Raw genomic sequence first — 22,592 nt, 5'->3', positions numbered from 1 at the left:
CATGAGCCACAAGGTAGCCATCGTCACCGACAGCACCGCCGACATCCCGGAGGAACTGGTTCGCAAATACGGAATTCATGTCGTTTCATTGCGCGTGCTTTTTGGGGAAGAGACTTATGCGGACGGGGTGGATCTGACCCCGAAGCAGTTTTACACCAAGCTGGGGCAAGCCGCAGCCCTGCCTACGACGTCCCAGCCTTCTCCGACGGAATTCATGAATGTCTACCAGTCATTGCTGGATGAAGATCCGGAAAGGCCCATCGTCTCCATCCATTTGTCATCCGGTATGAGCGGTACGTATCAGTCGGCTTTGCTCGGCAAATCGCTGCTCGAACATGAGTCGGACATGATTACGGTGCTGGATTCCAAGTCCGCGTCGTACGGATACGGTTTGCTTGTCGTGCAGGCGGCTGAGCTGGCAGAGCAGGGCAAGTCTGCCGCGGATATCAAGACCGCCGTTCAAGCGCTGCAGCGGGACCGCAAGCTGTTTTTCCTGGTGGACTCGCTGGAGTATTTGCAAAAAGGTGGGCGGATCGGCAAGGCTGCGGCCATATTCGGCGCATTGCTGAATATTAAACCGATCCTTTCCATTGATGACGAAGGCATCATTTATGCCGTCGAGAAAGTCAGAGGCCATAAAAAAGCGATGGCACGCATCATTGAGCTGTTTCAGCAGGATTTTGCGGGAGCGCGCGTGAACGTGGCAGTCGGTCATACGGCCGATCCTGACGCTGCGCTAGCCTGCGCCGAGCAATTGCGGGAACATTTTACGCTGAATGAAGTGGTCTATACCAATATCGGGGCCGTCATTGGCAGCCATGTTGGTCCGGGTGTCATTGCCATCTTTATGTGGCCTGTTCCGGAATGAGGGATGAATGATGAATTTGGATCAAATATCGGTAAAACAAATTAACGGCGTGAGTGCTCTCAAAGAGGGAGAGCTTCACGCCTTTGGCATCTCTACTGTCAAAGACCTGCTTGAATATTATCCGTTTCGATACGAGGATTACCGCCTTCGCTCGCTCAGTGAAGTGAAAGACGGTGATAAAATAACGGTACAAGGCAAAGTGATGGGCGTGCCGGTACTGCAGCGGTATGGCAAAAAGTCTCGTCTTACCTGTAAAGTGATGACAGAGGAATGGATGATAACGGCAACATGGTTTAATCGTCATTTCCTGAAAGACCAGCTGACGCCGAACCGCGAAATCGTTTTGACGGGAAAATGGGAACAGAAACGAATGCAGCTGACCGTGGCGGACTCGGAATTTCCGGACAAGGGAACGGGCCGTTCGGGCACGCTGCAGCCGGTGTATTCGGTGACCGGCAAAATTACGCAATCTTGGATGCGCAAAACGATTCATCAAGGGCTCGTTCAATTCGGCGACATGATTCCCGAAATTTTGCCACCTTCGTTGATGAGCAAATACGGATTCATGCCGCGCAAACAAGCGATAGCCGGCATCCATCATCCACAGGATAACAGGGATGGACTACAAGCCAGGCAGCGCATGGTTTATGAGGAGCTGTTCCTGTTCCAGCTCAAGATGCAGGCCTATCGCGCTTTGAACCGCGATCGTATGGATGGGGTTGTACACACGACCGACAATGCAACGATCCGGGAGTTCGTGCGCAGTCTGCCGTTTGAATTGACGGATGCGCAAAAAAAAGTCGAGCTGGAGATTTTGCACGACATGCGTTCCCCGTATTCCATGAATCGGCTGCTTCAAGGGGATGTCGGTTCAGGCAAAACCATTATTGCGGCCATCGCGCTTTATACGACGGTTCGCTCCGGCTTTCAGGGGGCGCTGATGGTGCCGACGGAAATTTTGGCGGAGCAGCATATGAAGTCTTTGCAGAAACTGTTCGAACCATTCGGCGTGACGGTCGGGCTGCTGACAGGCAGCGTAAATGGACGCAAACGCAAGGACCTGATCGCGTCCCTGCAAATGGGCTTGATCGATATCGTTGTGGGGACGCACGCACTGATCCAGGAGGACGTTTTTTTCCGCGCGCTTGGATTGGTTGTGACGGATGAGCAGCATCGTTTCGGGGTGAACCAGCGCAGCGTTCTGCGGCGTAAAGGGTATAATCCGGACGTGCTGACGATGACTGCGACGCCGATCCCGCGCACGCTGGCGATTACGGCGTTCGGAGATATCGACGTATCGACCATTTCCGAGCGACCGAAAGGCCGTATCCCAATCTCCACGTATTGGGTCAAGCATGACAAGATGGATCGGGTGCTCGGATTTATTTCCCGCGAGGTGGATCAGGGTCGGCAGGCGTATCTCATTTGCCCGCTCATCGAGGAGTCGGACAAGCTGGACGTGCAAAACGCGATCGATTTGCATGTACAGATGCAGCAGCATTTTCCGAACTACAAGGTGGGTTTGCTCCATGGACGAATGACGGCTTCGGAAAAAGAAGAAGTCATGCGTTCATTCTATGACAATGAAACGCACTTGCTGGTTTCCACTACGGTCATCGAGGTTGGCGTCGACGTGCCGAACGCCACGCTGATGGTCATCATGGATGCCGACCGCTTTGGCTTGTCCCAGCTGCATCAGCTGCGGGGTCGGGTAGGACGTGGCGCCCATGCTTCCTTTTGCGTGTTGATTGCCGATCCCAAATCCGAGGTAGGGCAGGAACGCATGAAGGTGATGACCGAAACCGATGACGGTTTCGAGGTGTCGCGGCGGGATCTCGATTTGCGCGGGCCGGGTGATTTTTTCGGAACCAAGCAAAGCGGCATGCCGGAGTTTCGGCTGGCGGACATGGTTGCCGATTTCGCCGTATTGGAGCAAACCCGGGACGATGTTTCCAATCTTATTGCCGATCCCGGCTTTTGGACCTCTGCCCAGTATGCCCCGCTCCGCGACTATTTACAGCAACAGCAAGTATTTCAAGGGGATCTGATCGACTAAGCATGGCCGTCTCAAACGTTTTGCACATCTTCTTCTGAAAAGGGTCAACTGTACAAGCCCTCCCGTCATAAGTATAGACAGTGATTCAAACTTCGGGAGGTGCTATAGACGTTGGGTTATCAACAATATGGAATCAGTCCGCAGCTGGTGGAGCGGGTCAAATTGAAAATGAAAAATCCTGCCATCAAAGAGCGGGTCAAAAAGCTGATTGAAGGTGTGACCAAGACGGATCTCCAGGACCGGGCGAAGGTCCGCAGGCTGATCAAGTCGTCGGCGCTTATCATGAACGAGCATTTTTCGCCGGCGCAAGAGGAGCAGTTCGTCAATTTCGTCATTGCCCAGAAGATCGATCCGAACAATACGTTTCATTTGATTAAGCTGTGGGGCATGTTTAGGTGAGGGGATCGATGTAAGGCAAATGGTTAAAAGAAATTCATTATGTTACACGAGAGCACTGCGATGCCAGAACAACCTTCCGATCGCTGTTATCTCCAAATTTTTTTGATTAGTTTTATAAGGTTAAAATTTGGTGCTAAAGGCGAGCGCTGCGCTTCTCCAGGTTTTTTCTGTCCTCTCCGTTTGGTGTAACAAAAACTTCTTTTAAAAGTGCATTTCATCGATGAGATAGGATGTAATAGGGGGCGGCCATTTTTGAGATGGCCGTCTTTGTTTTTTTGTAGGTCCTGCTTCGATGAAACATACGTGATTGGCGTTAGGTTGACGTGTGGCCACTCCGACTGCAGTACCATCTTCCGATCGCTGTTATCCCCGGATTTCTTCTGATTTAAAATTTGATTATGGTAGAAATTCGTTGCTAAAGGCGAACGCTGCGCTTCTCCAGATTGGTTCTGCATTCTCCGTTACGCGTAAACGTGGACTATTTTTAAAATGGCTTATATCGAACTGGAGTATGATTAAAGGTTAGGATTTGTTGCTAAGCCTATGCTTCCGATGCAGCTTTTTTTAAGAAAAGCTTTTAGGCGAGCGCTTCGCTTCTCCAGGTTTTTTTCTGTCCTCTCCGTTTGGTGTAACAAAAGAAACTTCTTTTAAAAATGCATTTCATCGATGAGATAGGAAGTAATAGGGGGCGGCCATTTTTGAGATGGCCGTCTTTGTTTTTTGTAGGTCCTGCTTCCATGAAACGTACGTCGATTGACGTTTGGGTTATAATATCAATGTTATGATTTTTGTTTCGGACTTGAAGGAGGTGCGCCGTTGGGCGAAATATTTACGATGCTGCTTGGGTTGTTCGAGCGGGCGGCGCTGCTGATCATTTTTTTGTTCTTTCTGTCGCGGGTGCCGCGGTTCAGGCAAATTTTGCAGAAGGACAAGCTGCGGTGGCAGGAAGTGACGGTGGTTACTCTTCTGTTTTGCGCATTTGCCATCTTTGGTACGTATACGGGCATCAATGTGGAAGGTTCGCTTGTGAATGTTCGCATTATCGCGATCATGTCTGGAGGGATATTGTTCGGCGCGCCAGTAGGGATTATTACAGGACTTGTATCTGGAGTGCATCGTTATCTGATCGACATGAATGGCGTGACAGCCATTCCATGCTTGATTACGAGCATCCTCGCTGGATTGGTGTCGGGCTATATTCATAAATACACACCCAAGTCCAAACGCTGGCTGGTCGGCATTGCGGCCGGCATGATTTGTGAAGCGCTGACGATGCTGCTTATTTTGTTATATTCCTATCCGGATCCTGTGGGGGCTGATATCGTATCGAAGATTGCGCTGCCGATGATTCTGGGTGAAATCAACATCGGATTGATCGTGCTGCTGGTGCAGAGCGTGGAAGGGGAAAAAGAAATGATCGCAGCCCGCCAGGCCAAGCTGGCACTGGAGATCGCCAACAAAACGCTGCCCTATTTCCGTTCCATCGACGAAGATTCGCTGCGCACGATCTGCCGCATCATTCGGGACGACATTCAGGCAGATGCCGTAGCCATTACGGATACGAGGAATGTGCTTGCTTATGTCGGATTTGGCGAGGAACGGTACCATATCGGCAACGAAATCATCAGCGAGATGACGAAACGCACGATTGCGAGCGGCGAGATTACGATCAGCAATGATGTCACCGACGAGAAAACGCCGGACATCCATTCGCTGCTCATCATACCGCTGAAGGAGCGCGGGGAAGTGACGGGGGCGCTCAAGCTCTATTACCGCAAAGCGTACAAAATCACATACCCGCTGCAAACGATGGCGGTAGGTTTGTCCCAGATCATCTCCACCCAGATGGAGGTATCCCGGGTCGAAGAGATGAAGGCTGCCGCGAACAAAGCGGAGCTGCGCGCGCTCCAGACGACGATCCATCCGCATTTCCTGTTCAATGCGCTCAATGCGATCGGTTCCTCGATTCGCACGAACCCGGATCGGGCCCGCGAGTTGATCGTTAATCTTTCCGGTTACATGCGATACAATTTGGAGTTATCGGATGAACTGATCGACATTCACAAGGAGCTGGAACAGGTCCGGAACTATGTGGAGATCGAAAAGGCACGTTTTGGCAGCAGGCTGCGGGTGATCTACGATATTGACGAGGTGGCCGTGCACATTCCAAGCTTGGTCATCCAGCCATTGGTCGAAAACGCGATCATTCACGGCATACTCAAAACGAAAGGTCCTGGGACGGTATGCATTCAGGTGCGGGAACAGCCGGACGCGGTGCGGATCAGCGTTAGCGATACGGGCGCAGGCATCAGCGAGGATATTATCGACAAGGTGTACCATGACCGTATGCCTGGCAATCAGATCGGGTTATACAACGTGCACCGGCGCGTGAAACTGATGTATGGACAAGGGCTGACGATCCGGCGGCTTGAGCAAGGGACGGAAATTCGTTTTGATGTACCGAAAAGATAATGGCTGAAGAGGTGAAGCGGAACATGAGAGCACTCATTGTTGAAGATGAAATCCCCGCTAGCGAGGAACTGAATTACCTGATTCGCGCGCATAGCGCTATTGAAGTGGTAGACTGCTTGGAGGATGGGCTGGATGTGCTGAAATTTTTGCAGGAGCAGGAAGTGGATGTCATTTTCCTCGATATCAACATTCCGTCCCTGGATGGCATGATGTTGGCCCACCACATCGGCATGTTTGCCCGAAAGCCCTACATCGTATTTACCACAGCATATAAGGAGCATGCGGCAGAAGCCTTTGAGCTGGAGGCCTTTGATTATATTCTGAAACCGTATGATGAGAAGCGGATTGCTGCCATGTTGAAGAAATTAGAGGCTGCTTTTCGACGGGACCATGCAGAACTAGGCGCGGGTACAAAAACCTCGGAAACCGTGGAATCCGGATATGCACAAATCGCGAGTCAAACGGCCTCGAATGTACATGCTGTCCCAATGAAGGCTGTTGAAGGACAGCCAAACATGGAGCACCCTGGCATCGGCGGACATGTGGGGGAAGGGGGAACGAGTTCCGGAGAAAAGCATGCTGGAACTGGAACGCATTCCGCTGCTGTACAAGGCACGAGCGTAACAAGCGGCAAAATCAATTTGCTGCGCAATGACAACATCATCGTCACGGATCCGGCGGACATTTATTATGCGGAAGCGCAAGAGAAGGTCACGAAGGTGTATGCCAAAAGCGGGGAGTACACGATGCCTGTCAGCATTTCGGATTTTCACGCACGTTTGCCTCAGGAAATGTTCTTCCGGTGCCATCGCTCGTATTTGGTCAATCTGTCCCAGATTCGCGAAATCGTGCCCTGGTTCAACAATACGTACCTGCTTCGCTTGCGGGATCTGGAGGCCGAAGTTCCGGTCAGCCGCGGAAAGGTCAAAGAATTCAGGCAGCTCATGCGTATTTGACGGCAATTCATTCCGCATTTGATGCAACTCATGCCGAAATGGACGTTATGAATCCCCTTTCATGTATGATGGGTTTGTAAAGGAAAGGTATTCAGCGAAGCAGACGTCCATAAAGGGGAGATCATCATGAATGCGGCAATTTCATCCGGAGCTAAATCCGACACTACAACAATCAACGTGAACCGGTGGCTCATCGTGCTTGGCACCATCATTGTACAGATGGGACTGGGAACCATATACACCTGGAGTTTATTCAACCAACCGCTGGCCGATCGCTTCGGCTGGGATGTCAGCTCGGTTGCGATTACGTTTTCGATCACCAGTTTTGCGTTGGCATTTGCAACCTTGTTTGCCGGCAGACTGCAGGAACGAATGGGATTGAGACGACTTATCCGCATCGCCGGGGTAGTGCTTGGGCTGGGACTTATGCTTAGCTCGCAAGCGAGCTCGTTGACCCTGCTTTATATTTTGGCCGGTTTCGTGGTCGGTTTCGCCGACGGTACGGCCTACATTACGTCGCTGTCCAATCTGATCAAATGGTTTCCCGAGCGCAAAGGATTCATTTCGGGAATCTCGGTGGGTGCTTTCGGCACGGGAAGTTTGCTCTTCAAATACGTGAACTCGGCGCTGATCGGTTCGGTTGGTCCCGCGCAGGCATTCATGTATTGGGGAATCATCGTTTTGGTGCTGATCGTGGCAGGTTCGTTCCTGATTCGGGAAGCCGTTATGCGTGAGCAGGGTTCTGCCGACACGGCCCAAGGAACGGCACAGGTGAATGCGCGCCATCAATATACGGTGAAAGAAATGCTGCGTACGAAAGAAGCGTACATGTTGTTCGTCATCTTTTTCACGGCTTGCATGAGCGGCCTGTACCTGATCGGCATCGTCAAAGACATTGGCGTACAATTGGCCGGGCTGGACGTGGCTACTGCGGCGAATGCGGTCGCGATGGTCGCGATTTTTAATACCGCTGGACGCATTATTTTGGGGGCGCTTTCGGACAAAGTGGGGCGCATGAAAGTCATTGCCGGTGCTTTGCTCGTGACGGCCATCGCCGTTATGACGTTAAGCCTGGTTCCATTGAACTTTGGCATCTTCTTTGCCTGCGTGGCAGCCGTGGCCTTCTGTTTCGGCGGAAACATCACCGTCTTCCCAGCCATTGTGGCTGATTACTTCGGGCTGAAGAATCAAAGCAAAAACTACGGCGTCATCTACCAGGGGTTTGGTTTTGGCGCACTGGCCGGGTCGTTCATTAGCGCCATGCTGGGCGGATTTCATCTGACGTTTATCGTCATTGCCGTACTTTGCGCCATCTCGCTGCTGCTTGCGCTGATCGTTACGCCTCCGGGTCAAAGCCGCCGTATGAGACAGCGCGAACGGAAAATGAGCTTTAATCCTTCTTCCCGGGCGAGTTGAAGATACTATCCAAATCATCGATTCGGCAAAATAGAGTCAAACAGATATAGATCGTATGAAAGAAAACAGGCGGCTTCGCATGAGGCCGCCTGTTTTGCATGTCGTATCCAATTTCTTTTCTCCGGGCGTGCACGGATGATATGGCATCTGATATACTCTATCTACATCATCGCAGTACGGGTTGGTGTCTGTACAAAAGGAGGACATAAATGAAGTTCGTCGAATATGCCGCATCCCATTTCGATGACTATTACGCGCTTGTCTCCAATATGGAAGTCATGAAACAGATCACGGAGTGCACGACGCCCGAACCCGAAGCCCGAACGCAGTTCGCGCAGATGCTTGATTATAATGCCGGGCATATTGGCGGATATTATCGGGTAATGGATACTGCCGGAGTCGCTGTTGGTTATGCGAAACTGATTCCGGATGCAACCGATCTGGCTCGGGCCGAGTTGGGTTACATGATTTTGCCGGAGCACTGGGGAAAAGGGTATGGCACCAAGATTGCTGCACGCCTGATTGAGCAGGCTGCCTTAGAATATAGGCAAATTGGCGTATTATACGCCATTATTGATCCTTCGAATGCAGCTTCGCGCCGTATTTTGACGAAACAGCAGTTTGCTTCAGTGTGGGTGGGCGATTACGACGGTCTCCCGGGTGAAATATTGGAATTGGATTTGACACGTCAAAGATAGAGATTACACCAGATCTAGGGCGTGATACATAGACATCAGAAGGAGTTGGAGGAGATGGAAGTGAGCAACACAACGATGGAACGCTTGAATCTGCTCTTGCCGGAATGGTTGGAGACCAGCCGCTTGCATACAGGACAAGGGAAAGTCGCCTCGTATATCCCCGAGTTGGCCAAGGCTTCGCCTGACGGTCTGGGCATTCATATCATGGACGCCGAGGGCCGGAGCGTGTCGGCAGGAGATTGCGGCGTGACGTTTACGATGCAGAGCATTTCCAAAGTATTTACCTTGATTCTGGCCTTGATGGACCACGGAGAAGAGGCCGTCTTTTTCAATGTGGGCATGGAACCTACCGGAGATGACTACAATTCGATGATCAAGCTGGAGCTGGTCGAACCCGGCATTCCGTTTAATCCGCTGATTAACGCCGGTGCCATTACCGTGTCTTCTCTCGTCGCCGGGGATTGCAAAACGGAAAAATCGCAGCGCATTTTGGATTTTTTCCGGAAATTGGCGCATAACGACCGGCTGGGCTACGACGAAGCCGTATTTCAATCCGAGTCGGAAACCGGACATTTGAACCGGTCGCTCGCCTACTTCCTGAAGCATAACGGCGTGCTTAAGGACGATGTGGAAGATGTGCTGGCCGTGTATTTCCGCCACTGCTCGATTGAGGTAACCTGTACGGATTTGGCCCGCATGGCGCTGGTGCTTGCTTATGACGGAACCGATCCCATTAGCGGGGAAGAACTGATTCCGCGCCGTTATGTGCAAATTGCCAAAACGTTCATGACCACCTGCGGCATGTACAACGCGTCCGGCGAATTTGCGATTCAGGTCGGATTGCCGGCCAAAAGCGGGGTGTCCGGAGGCATTCTGACCCTGGTTCCGGGGCAATTCGGCATCGGCCTGGTAGGTCCTGCACTGAACCGGAAGGGCAACAGCATCGCGGGCGTACATTTGTTGGAACGCTTGTCGAAGGAATTTCAGTGGAGCATGTTCTGATTGAAGCCGAGCTGAAGCCGTAACTTTATCATTACCCTTGGTGGCAGCCTGCAAAACCGTCACGGACCAAATTGCTTCTTTCGAACGAGCGATGGATGCCGGTGCAGGGAGCAGGCTGCGACACATCAAAGGTTTGGCATGCTAGGCACACGGTCCTGCAAGCCGGGCATCAGGCTTCTTATATATTGCAGTTACTGCCATCATTCCATCGCGACCCGTAACCCGGCCTGTTTCATTCCTCGTTTGACCGCACCTTCTCGATGACCGCATCCGGTTTCCGGATCAAGGGTCGAGCCAAGCCCAAGTACCTACGGGCCCATCTTCTCCAAGGCAAGAACACGTTTCATGATTCTGGAGAGAGTGATGCGTCTAGTCCGCCAGAGCAACATCCGTAATGAGATTCATCTGCACATCACGCATCCCGTCTTCCGTCTGCATGCGGAGCGTACGTGCGGGACGGTCCAAACGAACGACCTGACCGGTCACGCGCACATCGTCGTATTCGTGGAACAAGGTGATCGTGATTCGGTCTCCCAGCACCATGGAACTGCTAAGCAAACGCGACATTTCCTCGGTCGCCTGCATATCGAGGGAAGGACGGCTGCGGGGAGCAAGGCGCTCCTGATGCAAAATATAGGCCTCCCGATGTTCGGGAAGCATCATGCGCGAAGATTCGAATAACCCGTTATGCTGTAATTTTTTGCTCATTTGTAATGACCTCCGATTTTGTGGGCACGATCCTGAGCCTGCCCGGATGCATTCAGCGAGGAAGCACGCATGATGGCGGTGTCCCCGAATTTGCGTTTGATGCCGTCCGTGGCCCGTTCCAGTTCCCGCTTGCGATCCCGTCCATCGAACCAGGAGAGCTGTACTTCGGCATCCGACATAAGACCTGTCAAGGATACGCCGATGCGGCGGATGGGCAGACCGTCCCAGTGGCGCAAGAAGAGTGCGGCCGCAGCATCATAGACTTCGTCCGTGATGTTGGTGGGCTCCCCCACCTTCATTTGGCGGGAGAAACCGGTGGGCCGATCGAAATCATGCCCCCGGCAGCCGACCGACACAACCTGCCCCATGAGCGCTTTGTCCCGGGCACGCCTGCATACCAGTTCGGCTAATTCGAGCAGCACGACCTTAATATCCGCCCAAGTATCGTAGTCCCGGGGCAGCGTCATTTGGTGGCCGATCCCTTGCTGCTGATGGGCATAGGTTCCTGGCCTTACGGGCGAATCGTCGATGCCGCGGGCAATGCGCCAGAGCACCTCGCCGTTCACTCCCCAGCGTTCCCTCAGCCGGGGCAAAGGGGTCTGCGCGAGGTCGCCAATCGTATGAATGCCCATGTTGTACAGATGCTTCGCCATTCGGGAGCCAACCATGAACATGTCCCGGACGGGTTTAGGCCATAACAGTGCCGGCATATCCTTCCGGGGCAGGGTGCAGATGCCGCCAGGCATTTTTTTGGCGAAAAGGTCGCAGGCCATCTTGCTCACGACCTTGGTATCGCTGATGCCGATGCGAATCCGTACGCCCGTCTCATCCATGACCCGTGCCTGAATGCTGCGGGCAATCGTTTCCGGGTCGCCGAACAAGTCCAGACTTCCGGTGACATCCAGAAACTGTTCATCAATGCTGTAGGGCTCGACCAGGTCGGTATAGGACTGCAGAATGTTCGTAATGTGCAGCGACACCCGAATGTATTCGGCCATCCGCGGGCGGATGACGACGACGTCCGGACACTTGGCCAAGGCTTCGCCCAGCCGTTCGGCCGTCGTAATGCCGTACGACTTGGCGAGAGGGCAAGCTGCCAGAATGATGCCCGAACGGCGGGCGGGGTCACCCGCTACCACCAGGGGACGGTCCTTATATTCGGGATGTGCCGATTTCTCAACGCTGGCATAAAATGACTGGCAGTCGGCCAGCATAATGACAGGCCCCTTTTGGCGTTCCATGCGATTCTCTCCTTTGTCCATTGGTGGGCAGGATATTCCGAATGAACATCGGCCTGCAGGATCGCGGCGTCTTTAGACGTGCGAACAGTGTAGTATATGATCATTTATCCATAGTATAGAACAAGTGTTCTCTTTTTATAAGCATATCCGAGAATGCTTCTTGCGACAACCGGAATTATTTGCAAATGGGAAAGGGGATGGGCAGAAGAGCGAAAACGGAGAAATATAGGGAATAAGAAGTGTGTTTTTACATTATATGTTATCTATCTGTGACCTCTGGGCGATGTCTGGGCGGTCGTTTTGATGTTTGTAAAGAAATATGATCAAGGGCACGGTCCCATAGGGGGACTGATGTCCTTTTTTTCATTTTCTGCTCTTTTCAGAAAACCTTGATGCCATGCGGTTTTCCGCTGCTGCGTTATCGGACTATAGTATCAATTTTGTAATCTTTATGGTTAATACTGTAAAAATAAAGCGCAACTTTACAACATGACAGGCGTTTAATGGGGTAAGCGTCCAAGATTGACGTCAGCTTCAACCCGCCATACACATAACTTCCTCGGGCGGGGACACGGCTGAAAGAAAAGATGTGGACGGGTGCTCAATCGCGGCGATGCATGCTTTGTTTTCATGGATGGTGCAGGCTTCTCAAAACGCTCAATTACTTGATTTTTTGAGAATAATAGGCAAAATGTTTCATTTTCAGGTTTGCTTCCATCAGCCTAGTTACAAAAGCAGAGTCTTGGCGCTATAGTGAGACTACACCGCAGACATCCCGAACGATGTCAACGAGCATGAATGCGAGAAATTCCGCGTTCCTCCTGGTTTCTGCAAAAAGAGAGGCGTGAGGATAAATTGCATAATAGTGAGGTGGGCAATCGAAGGCCATGAGCAGACGAAGACGAAAGCGCTGGATGCTGACGTTGCTGGCTGGGACGGCAGTGCTGGCCGGCGGAGTGCTGGCAGGCTGGCAGTTTATGCAGCCCCGGCTCGCGACGTACACGGCGGAGAATGGTGCGGAAATGAAGTTCAAGACCGAGGGAGCCAAGTTCATGGAGTATGGCCAGGATGGCATATGGCGGGAAATGTTCGTCAAAGGCGTGAATTTGGGCGCAACGTCGCCGGGCCATTATCCGGGAGAGTTTCCGCTGACCAAGGAGGATTATCAGAGGTGGTTCGGGCAGATTCAGGAGCTGGGCGCCAATGTGATCCGGATTTATACGGTCCATGAACCGATTTTTTACTCGGCTTTGGTCGATTACAATCGCGGCCGCGAGCAACCGTTATATTTTATACAGGGCATATGGTCGCCGGAGGAGCAGTTGATCGAGGGCAAGGACGCCTATGCCGACCACATCGTGCAGACGTTCAAACAGGAAATCGAAAAGGCGGTTTCCGCCGTTTACGGGGATGCGGACGTTCCCGAGAAGCAAGGGGCTTCGAGCGGGGAATATACGGCCGATGCGGGGAAATATTTGATGGCCTGGCATGTGGGCACGGAATGGGACCCGACCATGGTGGAGAATACCAATGCCAAGCATGCGGATGTTCCGCAGTACAAGGGAGCCCAGTTTGCGGGCACGGCGGATGCTTCGCCGTTCGAGAACTGGTTGGCTGAACTGCTGGATTACACCGCTGGGTTGGAGAAAACATACGGCTGGGAACATCCGGTCACCTTCACCAACTGGGTGACGACCGATGTGCTCGAACATCCGGGAGAACCGTTGTACGAGGAGGATCTTGTCAGCGTGGATGCCCGCCACATTAAGCCGGTGGATTGGCAAGGGGGATATTTCGCGGCGTATCACGTGTATCCGTATTATCCCGATTTGTTCCATACGGATCAGACGCTGCAGACCATCAAGGATGAAAACGGGGAGTACAATACGTACAAAAGTTATTTGCGCAAACTGAAAGCCGAGTTTTCCGATATGCCTGTAATGATTACAGAATACGGCGTTCCTTCCTCGCTTGGCATTTCCCATCTGGGCATGGGCGGAAGGGACCAAGGGGGACACAATGAGACCGAGCAAGGCGAGATCGACGCTTCGCTGACCCAGGATATTTACGACGAAGGGTACGCGGGAGCCATCTTGTTCATGTGGCAGGACGAATGGTTCAAAAAAACGTGGAACACGATGCCGTTTGAAATTCCGGCGGATCGGCGCGCGTATTGGCTTAATGTACTGACCAACGAGAAGATGTTCGGCTTGCTCGCCATGGATCCCGGCAAACAGGATCGATTGACCATCGACGGCAAGCTGGATGATTGGGACGCGTTGCAAGAAGGCGAGGTCAACGTTTGGCAGGGCAAGGTGGGAGGCATTCAGCAAATCCGAATGACCCATGACGAAGCCTACCTTTACATTGGCGTTACGCTGGACAAGCCATTCGATCCGAAGCAAACGCTGCTCCGTCTTGGCACGAACACGCTGACCGGCGGCAATCAGCCGGGCAAGCGCCTTCCGGGCCGGACGATGAGCGACGGTCTGGAAACGGTGATCACGCTGGGCAAGGATGACGAATCCGAAGTGGAAATCGCGCGGGACTATGATTTCAACAGGCGCTTGTACGGGAAAGACGGCTACAATATGCTTCCCAAGGAAGAGGAGTTATCCGATGATCCGTTTCAGCCTTGGAAACTGGCGGTCAGCCTGACCATGACTCCGCCCGATACACGATCTGCACATCCGTTCCTCGATGCCGAGGTGGGCATATTGAAACGTGGCACCAACGCTCCAGGCCAAGCGGACGAAGATTCGCTAACCGCTTGGCAGTACAGCGGGAACCAGGTGGAAATGCGAATTCCGTGGATGCTGCTCGGTTTCGGCGATCCAAGCTCCCTGCAAGTCATCAAATACGGACCTCTGCCGGGAGGAAGAACGTTTGAGACGGAAACGACCCAAGGCATCACCATCGTTCCATGGTTGACGGATCGTGCCACCGGAAAAGTTGCATGGCCAGGCGGTGAGAAAAATACGCTGGATTTACGGACGCTGCCGGTCTACAGCTGGAAACCGTGGGAACAAGTAAACTATAGCGAACGCCTGAAGCTGAGCTATGATGCCATGCGGGAACGCTTCGAACAAATACCTAGTTTTCAAGGCGAATAACTAAGAAAAAAGAATGAGGAGGGCTTTGTCACATGTTTTCGAATCTGGCTTTGGCCTACCTGTTTCTATACATTTGTGCGGCGCTTGTCGTGATCGGGGTCATTCTGCTGTTTGCGATGAAAATATCCCATAACGGCAAAGAGCGCAAGGCGCAGTACTATGAGCAAAAGCAGCGCGACTACTTCGCGTATTTGCAGGCAGCGCTGGCGGAACAACGTCCGCTGCGTTTGCCGCCAGGCAAACTGGCCCCGCTCGAAAGGCGGGTGATTCAAAACAGGCTCATCGAATGGATCGACCAGTTTAAAGGCGAGTACCGCGACAAGCTGATTGCATTGTGCCGGGAAGCCGGCATGGTGGAACAGGATTTGAAGGAGCTCGGCAGGCTGCGATACGGACGCCAGATCGATGCGGCATACCGCCTGGGCGGCATGCGCTGTCCCGAGGCGGTGCCGGGTCTGATGGAACTGCTCCGGGACGAGAAGCCGGGACCGATGGCGATTATGATCGCCCGCTCGATCGCAAGATGTTCCGCACGCCAGGGTGAACTGAAGGAGATGCTGGAGCTGCTGCTGACCAAGGGCAAATCGATTCACCACCTGGCGGCGGATATCTTGCTGGAAACCCGTCTGGACCCCAGCAAACTGTTGATCGAGCTGCTTGAATCGGACAAGCCGGATTTTGTGAAGGTAGGCCTTGTCGCCATGTGGGGACAGGCAGTACCGGAAGTGATGCCTGCGCTAGGCAAGCTGGTCGGTGCGGAGCATCAGGACGTGCGTGCCGAAGCGGTGAAGCTGTATCTCAGCGCAAGTCCGACGTTAAGCGATGAAACCATTCTCCGGCTGATGCAGGACGAGAGCCCGGAAGTGCGCGCCGAAGTGGCGCAGGCGCTTGGTTCCAAGCATGCCGCGGGCAGCATTCCATTGCTGCGCAAGGCGCTGCGCGACGAAGACTGGGGTGTGCGTCATAACAGCGCGGAGAGCCTCGGCAAGTTGGGCGAACCGGGATTCGAGGCGCTGTGCCAGGCGGCCATGCATGGAACGGGAGCCGAACGCGAGATTGCCAAACAGCACGTCGAGAGCATCATGCAGCATCCCGGACCCGGCGATCGCGGCGTGGAGCAGATGATTGCACATAACCAAAAACGACTGTTGTACGAGCGGTATTTTGGTCCCATGAAAGCCGGCAGGACAAACAAGAAACGCGCAGGCGTAGCCGCGTTAGGAGGGGATTACACTGCTTAGGGATCTGCTGTTCATTTACGGCATGGTGGCGATTTATTACGTCGTCTTTGTCAATACGCTTTATTTTTCGATTATGGCCCTGTCATTCCGCAACATCTGGACCATCTTCAGACGATCGAATTATTCGAAGTACAACACATTGTCCGGTTCGCAGCTGGTGCCTTCCGTTTCTCTCCTGGTACCGGCATACAATGAGGAACTGACGATTATCGAAAATGTAAACTGCCTGATGACGCTCAATTATCCGACGTATGAGGTCATCGTAGTCAATGACGGTTCCAGCGACAATACGCTGAAGCTGCTGCTGAAAGAATACAAGCTGAAGCCGATATCCAATGCCCAGGTTCGGGGCAAGATTCCTTGCCAGCCGATTCGCGGCATCTATCACAACCCCGAGTTCCCGGGCCTGTACGTCATCGACAAAGAAAACGGAGGCAAGGCCGATTCGCTGAATGCGGGCATCAACTTGTCGCACTATCCGCTCATTTCTTCCATCGATGCCGACTCCTTGCTCGAAAAGGACGCCCTGATTCGCATGGCGCGCATGTACATGGAGAATCCGGAAGAAACGGTGGCCATCGGAGGCGATGTGCGCATCGCCAACGGCTGCAAAATCGAGAACGGGGCCGTGCAGGACGTTTCGCTGCCGCGCAAAATGTGGCCGATGTTCCAGTCCATCGAGTATCTCAAAGCGTTTTTGGGAGGCCGGATCGGCTGGAGCCATATCAATGGCCTGATCATCGTCTCGGGAGCCTTCGGCCTGTTCCGCAAGGATTACGTCATTGCCGTCGGCGGATATCGCGACGGGTACCCGGGCGAGGACATGAACATCATTATCAAGCTGCATCGCTACATGCTGGAAAATAAACTGAAATACCGCGTGGCGTTCTGTCCCGAGGCCGTTTGCTGGACCCAGGCGCCGGATTCTTACCGGATCCTGTCCAGCCAGCGCAAGCGTTGGGGACGCGGAAATCTCAAAAACATGCTGGAAAACCGCGATATGCTGTTCAACCCGAAGTACAAGGTGATGGGACTCATCACGATGCCGTATAACGTCATTTTTGAAGCGCTGAACCCCTACTTCCGGATTACCGGTTTGCTGGCACTGGTCGGATACGTGCTGCTGGACATGACACAGTGGCCGATCCTCGTATTGTTCGGTGCCCTTAACCTGGTGAGCGGTTATCTGCTGAGCATCGGGGCGCTCATTCTGGAGGAGATCGCATTCAGACGTTACAACAAGCTGTCCGATCTGGGCAAGATGCTTGTATTCTCGGCCTTGAAGTTCGTCGGTTACCATCAGCTCGGCGTGTTGTGGAGATTGCAGGGACACATCCAGTTTTTGCAAAACAACAACTCCTGGGGCACGATGACGCGTCAGAGCTGGTCCGAAGAAAGCAAGGACACAACCGAAGCGGCTTGAGCTCGCGCCGTGATCCAAGCATGAGCCGGCTTCAGGCAAGCCGGCGTTAACGGAAGCAATACGGCAAGACCATGATAGATAATCCAAAGGAGAAGGGTGGAGAAAACATGTCGAATGCGGCGACATTGCAGCGTGAAGCTGCCGCGAACGTGTACCGAAGCATGGAGCAGGAAGTAAAGGGAATCGGGGCCGGAGCATGCGGCCTCATGTTCATTCATTGTGCAGGGCAATCCCCGCCGGAGCAGCAGGTTCAAACGTATCTGGAGCGAACGAACGAGTATGGCTTTCAGCTATGGCAGGATGGGACAACCCAAACGGTTGGCGTGCTGCTGCCAGGTCTGCTGTTGGATGAGGTCCACTATGAGGGTCTATGCATCAAACATCATTTGCTGGAAACCGTTCCGGGAGCACGGCCGCAGATCGTGGTAGCCAGCTTCAAGGACAAGGATCGGCCGTCCCAGGCGGTCATCCAGCAAATGGCGGAATTCGCCCGACGGGTCGATTCCGCCGACATCCAGATCTACACGCCGGATCAGATGGCAGAACGGGCGGAGCGTATCCTGATTGTCGATAATGATCCGACGATCCGCGAATTTTTGCAATTGCGGCTGAAGATGCAGGGGTACGAAACCTATGAAGCGGTGGATGGACTCGCAGCCCTCGAAATGATCGGAAAGGTGGAGCCTGACCTGGTATTGACCGAACTGAACTTGTACGGCATCGATGGCCTCCCGTTTATTCATCACATTCAGAAACTGGAGGTGGAACACCCGCCCAAAATCGTGGTGTTAACCGAGCAAAGAGTGGAGGAAACGATCAGCCAATGCTTCAGCAGCGGCGTGAATGACTATATGACCAAACCGTTCTCCCCGGTAGAACTGGATGCGAGAATCCGGCGGTGCCTGCACTGAGTAGGTTCAGATGATCGACAATCCATCATGAACAGTGCATAACAGCCGGATACTAGTCTCTGCCGAGACGTACCACGAACCATTATATAAGGCGAAAATAGCGTATGCACATGAACGGAGAGACAGAACCAATCTGGAGAAGCGGAGCGTTCTGAAAGCTTTCTGAAGGAAAGCTGCATCGGAAGCATAGGCTTATCCCGGATTTTCCCCTTAGCCAAAGGGGATTCAACAAAATCCGGGGATAACGGCGATCAGAAGATGGTACTGTGCTCGAAGTGTCTTGGTGCGAAACATCTTCGGCTTATATAAATACAAAAAACCAAAAATACAGCCTGGAGGGAATACCATGGAGAATCAACATGTTCACACTTTACTGAATGCGATTGAGAATAAAGAAGCGGTGCTCGGCGTTGTCGGGCTCGGTTACGTAGGTCTGCCGCTGGCCGTGGAAATGGTCAATCAGGGCTTCACGGTCATCGGCATCGACCTGGATGCATCGAAGGTGGATCGTATCTATCATGGCGATTCCTACATTCATGACATTTCGTCCGACGAGTTGAAAAAGGTGATGCAAACCGGCCGTTTCCAGCCGACGACGGATTACAGCCTGCTGCGCGTGATCGATGCGCTCAGCATCTGCGTGCCTACGCCGCTGAGCGAGAATCAGGACCCGGATACCTCCTACATCGAAACGGTTGTGGACCAGATCAAACGGCACATGAAGCCAGGCATGCTGATCACGCTCGAAAGCACGACCTACCCGGGAACGACCGAAGAGCTCATCCAGCAGGAGTTGGACAAGATCGGGCATGAAGCAGGCAAAGACTATTTCCTGTGCTTCTCGCCGGAGCGGGTGGACCCGTCCAACGGACGTTTCACGACGTTCAATACGCCGAAGGTCATCGGAGGCACGACAGAATCGTGCCTGAAGCTCGGAACGGCACTGTACAGCAAATACGTGCAAACCGTCGTTCCGGTATCCTCCCCGAAAGTGGCTGAAATGTCCAAACTGCTCGAAAACACGTTCCGCAGCGTTAACATCGCGTTTGTGAACGAAATGGCGATGATGTGCGACCGCATGGGCATCGATATTTGGGAAGTCATCGACGCGGCGGCGACGAAGCCGTTCGGATTCATGCCGTTCTACCCGGGCCCGGGCATTGGAGGCCACTGCATCCCGCTCGACCCGATGTACCTGTCCTGGAAAGCGAAGGGCTTCCGTTTCTACAGCAAATTCATTGAACTGGCGCAGTCCACCAATGACAACATGCCGTATTACGTGCTGAACAAAGCCTCCGTCATTCTGAACGAATACGCGAAGTCGGTGCGCAATTCGAACGTGCTGCTGCTCGGCATGGCGTACAAGCCTAACATTGCGGACTTGCGTGAATCCCCGGGACTTGAGGTATACGAGCTGTTCAAAGAGAGCGGAGCCAACGTCAGCTACTATGATCCATATGCCGCTTCCTTCCGCGACAAGCATGGAGAGACCGTGCCAAGCGTGCCGTTCAGCCTGGAGCAGTTCAAGAAATATGACTGCATCGTGCTGATCACGAACCATAAAGACCTGCCGTATGGCGACATTGCCGACCTCGGCGTGCCGATTCTGGACACGCGCAATGCGTTCCGCAGCTACACGCAGCCGCATATTTACAAAATTGGCCATTCCGTTCAACATCCTGTGCTCGAACATAGCGAAGCGCTGCTCGTCTAAAGCCGATGACATTCAAGGGCAAGATGCCGGCCAAGGCAAAATGGGCTGTGCTGGCACTGACGTTCTGCCTGCTGCTCCTGCCCTGGCTCTTCCGGTGGTTCGCCACCGAGGAGCATAAGTCGACCTGGCTGTGGGATGCGTCGATCATTGCCGAGCAAACGCCGGAGATCATTGCGTTCACGAAAGAGCAGGGGATTGAAGTCATTTTCTTGCAGCTGCAGGATGAGGTCACGGAGGATGCATACCGCCATTTCGTTGCTGCCGCGCACAAGGCCGGAATGAAAGTGCATGCGTTGAACGGCCATGCGGATTGGGCTTATACGGAGAAGCGCGAAGAGGGTCTTGCGTTCGTGGACAAAGTAAAGGCCTATAATGAGGCATCAGCACCGGAAGAACGGTTCACGGGCATTCAATTCGACGTGGAGCCGTATCAGCTTCAGCGCTGGGAGCAAGAGCAGAGTGAGGTCATTGCGGAATGGCAGGACAATATGAGCGCTTGGACCGCCGAGGGCAAGGAAGCGGGATTGTACATGAGCGCGGCGATCCCGTTCTGGCTGGATGGGCGCGAAGCGGCAAATGGCGGCGGCACGCTCAGCCGCTGGATCATTAACAGCTTCGACGCCGTGGCCATCATGGCTTACCGGGACAGCGGACAGCAGATGTATGACCTTTCCCGCGAGGAGCTCGACGAAGCGGATGAACTCGGCAAAAAGGTGTGGATCGGCGCTGAACTCGGGGACACGCATGAAGGGGAGCATCTGACCTTCTACAACAAAACGCTGAGCAATATGGATGAAGAGATTGCGAACGTGTTCCGCCTTGGAAAGGAACATTCGTCATTTGCAGGGGTGGCAATCCATCATTACCAAGCCTGGTATGCCAAGAAAAACGGCATTCCGCTGGCAAAAGGCAATGCAGCTAAAAATGCAAGCCAATTCGATCAAAATGAATAGCTATACTTCGAGAGAGTAAGGATCCAGAGTAAAGGATCCAACGTGAAGAAGATGATCTCCCTTGTATACGGAGATCATCTTCTTCTTTATAAAACAATAACAAGCGCTCGTATGAAGTCTAGTCTTAAGAGATATTGAATTTTTGCAATCAAAGGAGTTTTAAAGGAATGAAATTATCTTTTTGTAAACTGCTTGCTCTTTCTCTATGAAGGAATCTAAACGGTTCAAGACATCATTTTTCAACTTGCTTTCTTTTGTTATATTGAAGCGCAGGACTAGATTTCTATGAATCTCAGCAAGCGTTACCAATTCTGAAAGAGATGCTAAATCAATTGCATTTTTTTCGATATATTGATTCGTAATTAGGAAATTGAATCTATGGAGCATAAATTTTTTATGATCAAGAAATAAATGAAAAGGTCGAATATCAATATGAGGATCTTCATTGGAAGCATAGTGGTCAATAACATTACGATAAACATCATGTCCGAACAGTAATTGCTCGCGGTCATAATGAGTAGTTCTATTAAGATCAAGTAAATTCATATGAGTAGAATTAAGATAATGTTCAAGTAAAGTTTTAATGCGTGACCGAATGTCAGGATCCACTTTTTGTCTCTCTGAATCGCGGTATTGATATAATACAACGCCAAAGAGCCAATCAAACAACTCATCTTTAAAAGAAAGGATATAAGCGGTTCTTATTTCTTCAAAAGTACAGGTTACAAAGGCGTATTTGCCGTTAAGGAAGTTTCCTGCTAGATAAACAAGCTCTTGATCGGAATCATATCCGTAAATGAAAACATCGTGAATGAATTCAGGGATATCCATATTTTTGTAAACCGAAAGGTGTTTCTTGTTCACCATCATGAGTATGTAATAATTAGTGTCTATACAATCTATTATAAATTGAATGATATCTTCCCATTTTTTGTTGATTAGATCTTTACCTATCCGTTGTACAGCAAAGAATGGCGTATCATATTCATGCTGACATTCATAAAAGAAATTTTGAGGACTACCTTTGAAACTTTTTAATTGAATAAAATTGCTGCATAACCATGGCTCGGTTAATTCATAACTAAGAGCCATAGAAACAAAGCTAGCATCTATATTGTAGGTGGAAATTAGATCTTGTTTTTTCATAGGCAACTGTTTTTTCTTCATAATATCTCCCTCACATCAGTCAATTTAATTAGCTTTAAAATTCTAACAAAATTCATGAAGATGTATGAAATAGTGCAAATAGAGTATGGAAGAATGAAATACATAAATTTACAAAAATTTAATAAAATTAGTTCTATTTAATCAGAATGATACATTTACTGTCAAGGGAAAATACTGTCATGCTTTTTAAAAGCGAGACTTTGATTTCAGAGGGCTGATAAAAGCAGCATAAAAAAATGATTTCTATAAGTATT

The 22,592-nt window shown here is 51.8% G+C and carries 17 protein-coding genes; 14 read left to right on the top strand and 3 right to left on the bottom strand.

The window, feature by feature from the left end; genetic code table 11:
* The first annotated feature begins 1 nt into the window (after position 1).
* The 8 genes from SNR34_RS21260 to glsA all read left to right on the top strand — a co-directional run bounded on the left by SNR34_RS21260 (position 2) and on the right by glsA (position 9,867).
* A complete protein-coding gene (locus SNR34_RS21260; protein ID WP_486180133.1) occupies positions 2–868 on the top strand; it encodes a DegV family protein in 867 nt (288 codons plus the stop codon).
* A gap of 7 nt (positions 869–875) precedes the next feature.
* Complete coding sequence (gene recG, locus SNR34_RS21255) at positions 876–2,924, top strand: ATP-dependent DNA helicase RecG (protein ID WP_339273459.1); 2,049 nt, start codon at positions 876–878, stop codon at positions 2,922–2,924.
* A gap of 111 nt (positions 2,925–3,035) precedes the next feature.
* Entirely contained in the window at positions 3,036–3,323 is a 288-nt protein-coding gene (locus tag SNR34_RS21250; protein ID WP_236416404.1) for a stage VI sporulation protein F, read from the top strand.
* Between the two features lie 834 nt (positions 3,324–4,157).
* Positions 4,158–5,795, top strand: a complete 1,638-nt coding sequence (locus SNR34_RS21245) for a LytS/YhcK type 5TM receptor domain-containing protein (protein ID WP_486182500.1) — start codon at positions 4,158–4,160, stop codon at positions 5,793–5,795.
* 23 nt (positions 5,796–5,818) lie between these two features.
* Positions 5,819–6,751: a LytR/AlgR family response regulator transcription factor gene (locus SNR34_RS21240; RefSeq protein ID WP_486180132.1), complete on the top strand. Its 933-nt coding sequence runs from the start codon at positions 5,819–5,821 to the stop codon at positions 6,749–6,751.
* A 126-nt stretch (positions 6,752–6,877) separates the two neighbouring features.
* Positions 6,878–8,167, top strand: coding sequence for an L-lactate MFS transporter (locus SNR34_RS21235; protein ID WP_486180131.1), 1,290 nt, complete (start codon positions 6,878–6,880; stop codon positions 8,165–8,167).
* Between the two features lie 209 nt (positions 8,168–8,376).
* Complete coding sequence (locus SNR34_RS21230) at positions 8,377–8,865, top strand: GNAT family N-acetyltransferase (RefSeq protein WP_486180130.1); 489 nt, start codon at positions 8,377–8,379, stop codon at positions 8,863–8,865.
* 54 nt (positions 8,866–8,919) lie between these two features.
* On the top strand, positions 8,920–9,867 hold the full coding sequence (glsA, locus tag SNR34_RS21225; protein ID WP_236416389.1) for a glutaminase A: 948 nt from the start codon (positions 8,920–8,922) through the stop codon (positions 9,865–9,867).
* 369 nt (positions 9,868–10,236) lie between these two features.
* On the opposite strand, the gene SNR34_RS21220 is transcribed toward glsA, so the two are convergent.
* Both SNR34_RS21220 and SNR34_RS21215 read right to left on the bottom strand, forming a co-directional pair.
* Positions 10,237–10,575: a YolD-like family protein gene (locus SNR34_RS21220; protein ID WP_486180129.1), complete on the bottom strand. Its 339-nt coding sequence runs from the start codon at positions 10,573–10,575 to the stop codon at positions 10,237–10,239.
* The gene (locus SNR34_RS21215; protein WP_236416385.1) at positions 10,572–11,816 is read right to left on the bottom strand and encodes a DNA polymerase IV; all 1,245 of its coding nucleotides are present in this window, start codon (positions 11,814–11,816) and stop codon (positions 10,572–10,574) included. The genes SNR34_RS21220 and SNR34_RS21215 overlap by 4 nt, the downstream gene beginning before the upstream one ends.
* An 887-nt stretch (positions 11,817–12,703) precedes the next feature.
* Between SNR34_RS21215 and SNR34_RS21210 the strand changes: the two genes are divergently transcribed.
* The 6 genes from SNR34_RS21210 (at position 12,704) to SNR34_RS21185 (ending at position 21,171) form a co-directional block, all read left to right on the top strand.
* On the top strand, positions 12,704–14,929 hold the full coding sequence (locus tag SNR34_RS21210) for a hypothetical protein (RefSeq protein ID WP_486180128.1): 2,226 nt from the start codon (positions 12,704–12,706) through the stop codon (positions 14,927–14,929).
* A 32-nt stretch (positions 14,930–14,961) separates the two neighbouring features.
* Entirely contained in the window at positions 14,962–16,170 is a 1,209-nt protein-coding gene (locus SNR34_RS21205) for a HEAT repeat domain-containing protein (protein ID WP_236416381.1), read from the top strand.
* Positions 16,171–16,192: 22 nt separating this feature from the next.
* Positions 16,193–17,593 (top strand): glycosyltransferase family 2 protein, encoded by a 1,401-nt coding sequence (locus SNR34_RS21200; protein ID WP_343261037.1) that lies wholly within the window; start codon positions 16,193–16,195, stop codon positions 17,591–17,593.
* A gap of 71 nt (positions 17,594–17,664) precedes the next feature.
* Positions 17,665–18,504, top strand: coding sequence for a response regulator transcription factor (locus tag SNR34_RS21195; RefSeq protein ID WP_486180127.1), 840 nt, complete (start codon positions 17,665–17,667; stop codon positions 18,502–18,504).
* Positions 18,505–18,850: 346 nt separating this feature from the next.
* On the top strand, positions 18,851–20,218 hold the full coding sequence (locus tag SNR34_RS21190) for a nucleotide sugar dehydrogenase (protein WP_236416375.1): 1,368 nt from the start codon (positions 18,851–18,853) through the stop codon (positions 20,216–20,218).
* Between the two features lie 23 nt (positions 20,219–20,241).
* Positions 20,242–21,171, top strand: coding sequence for a hypothetical protein (locus tag SNR34_RS21185; protein WP_486180126.1), 930 nt, complete (start codon positions 20,242–20,244; stop codon positions 21,169–21,171).
* Positions 21,172–21,330: 159 nt separating this feature from the next.
* Here the strand turns inward: SNR34_RS21185 and SNR34_RS21180 are convergent, their stop codons facing one another.
* Entirely contained in the window at positions 21,331–22,338 is a 1,008-nt protein-coding gene (locus tag SNR34_RS21180) for a hypothetical protein (protein ID WP_486180125.1), read from the bottom strand.
* Positions 22,339–22,592 lie beyond the last annotated feature (254 nt).

This window comes from Paenibacillus sp. XP01 (assembly GCF_057364885.1).
This window is presented reverse-complemented; position numbering and strand designations above follow the sequence as displayed.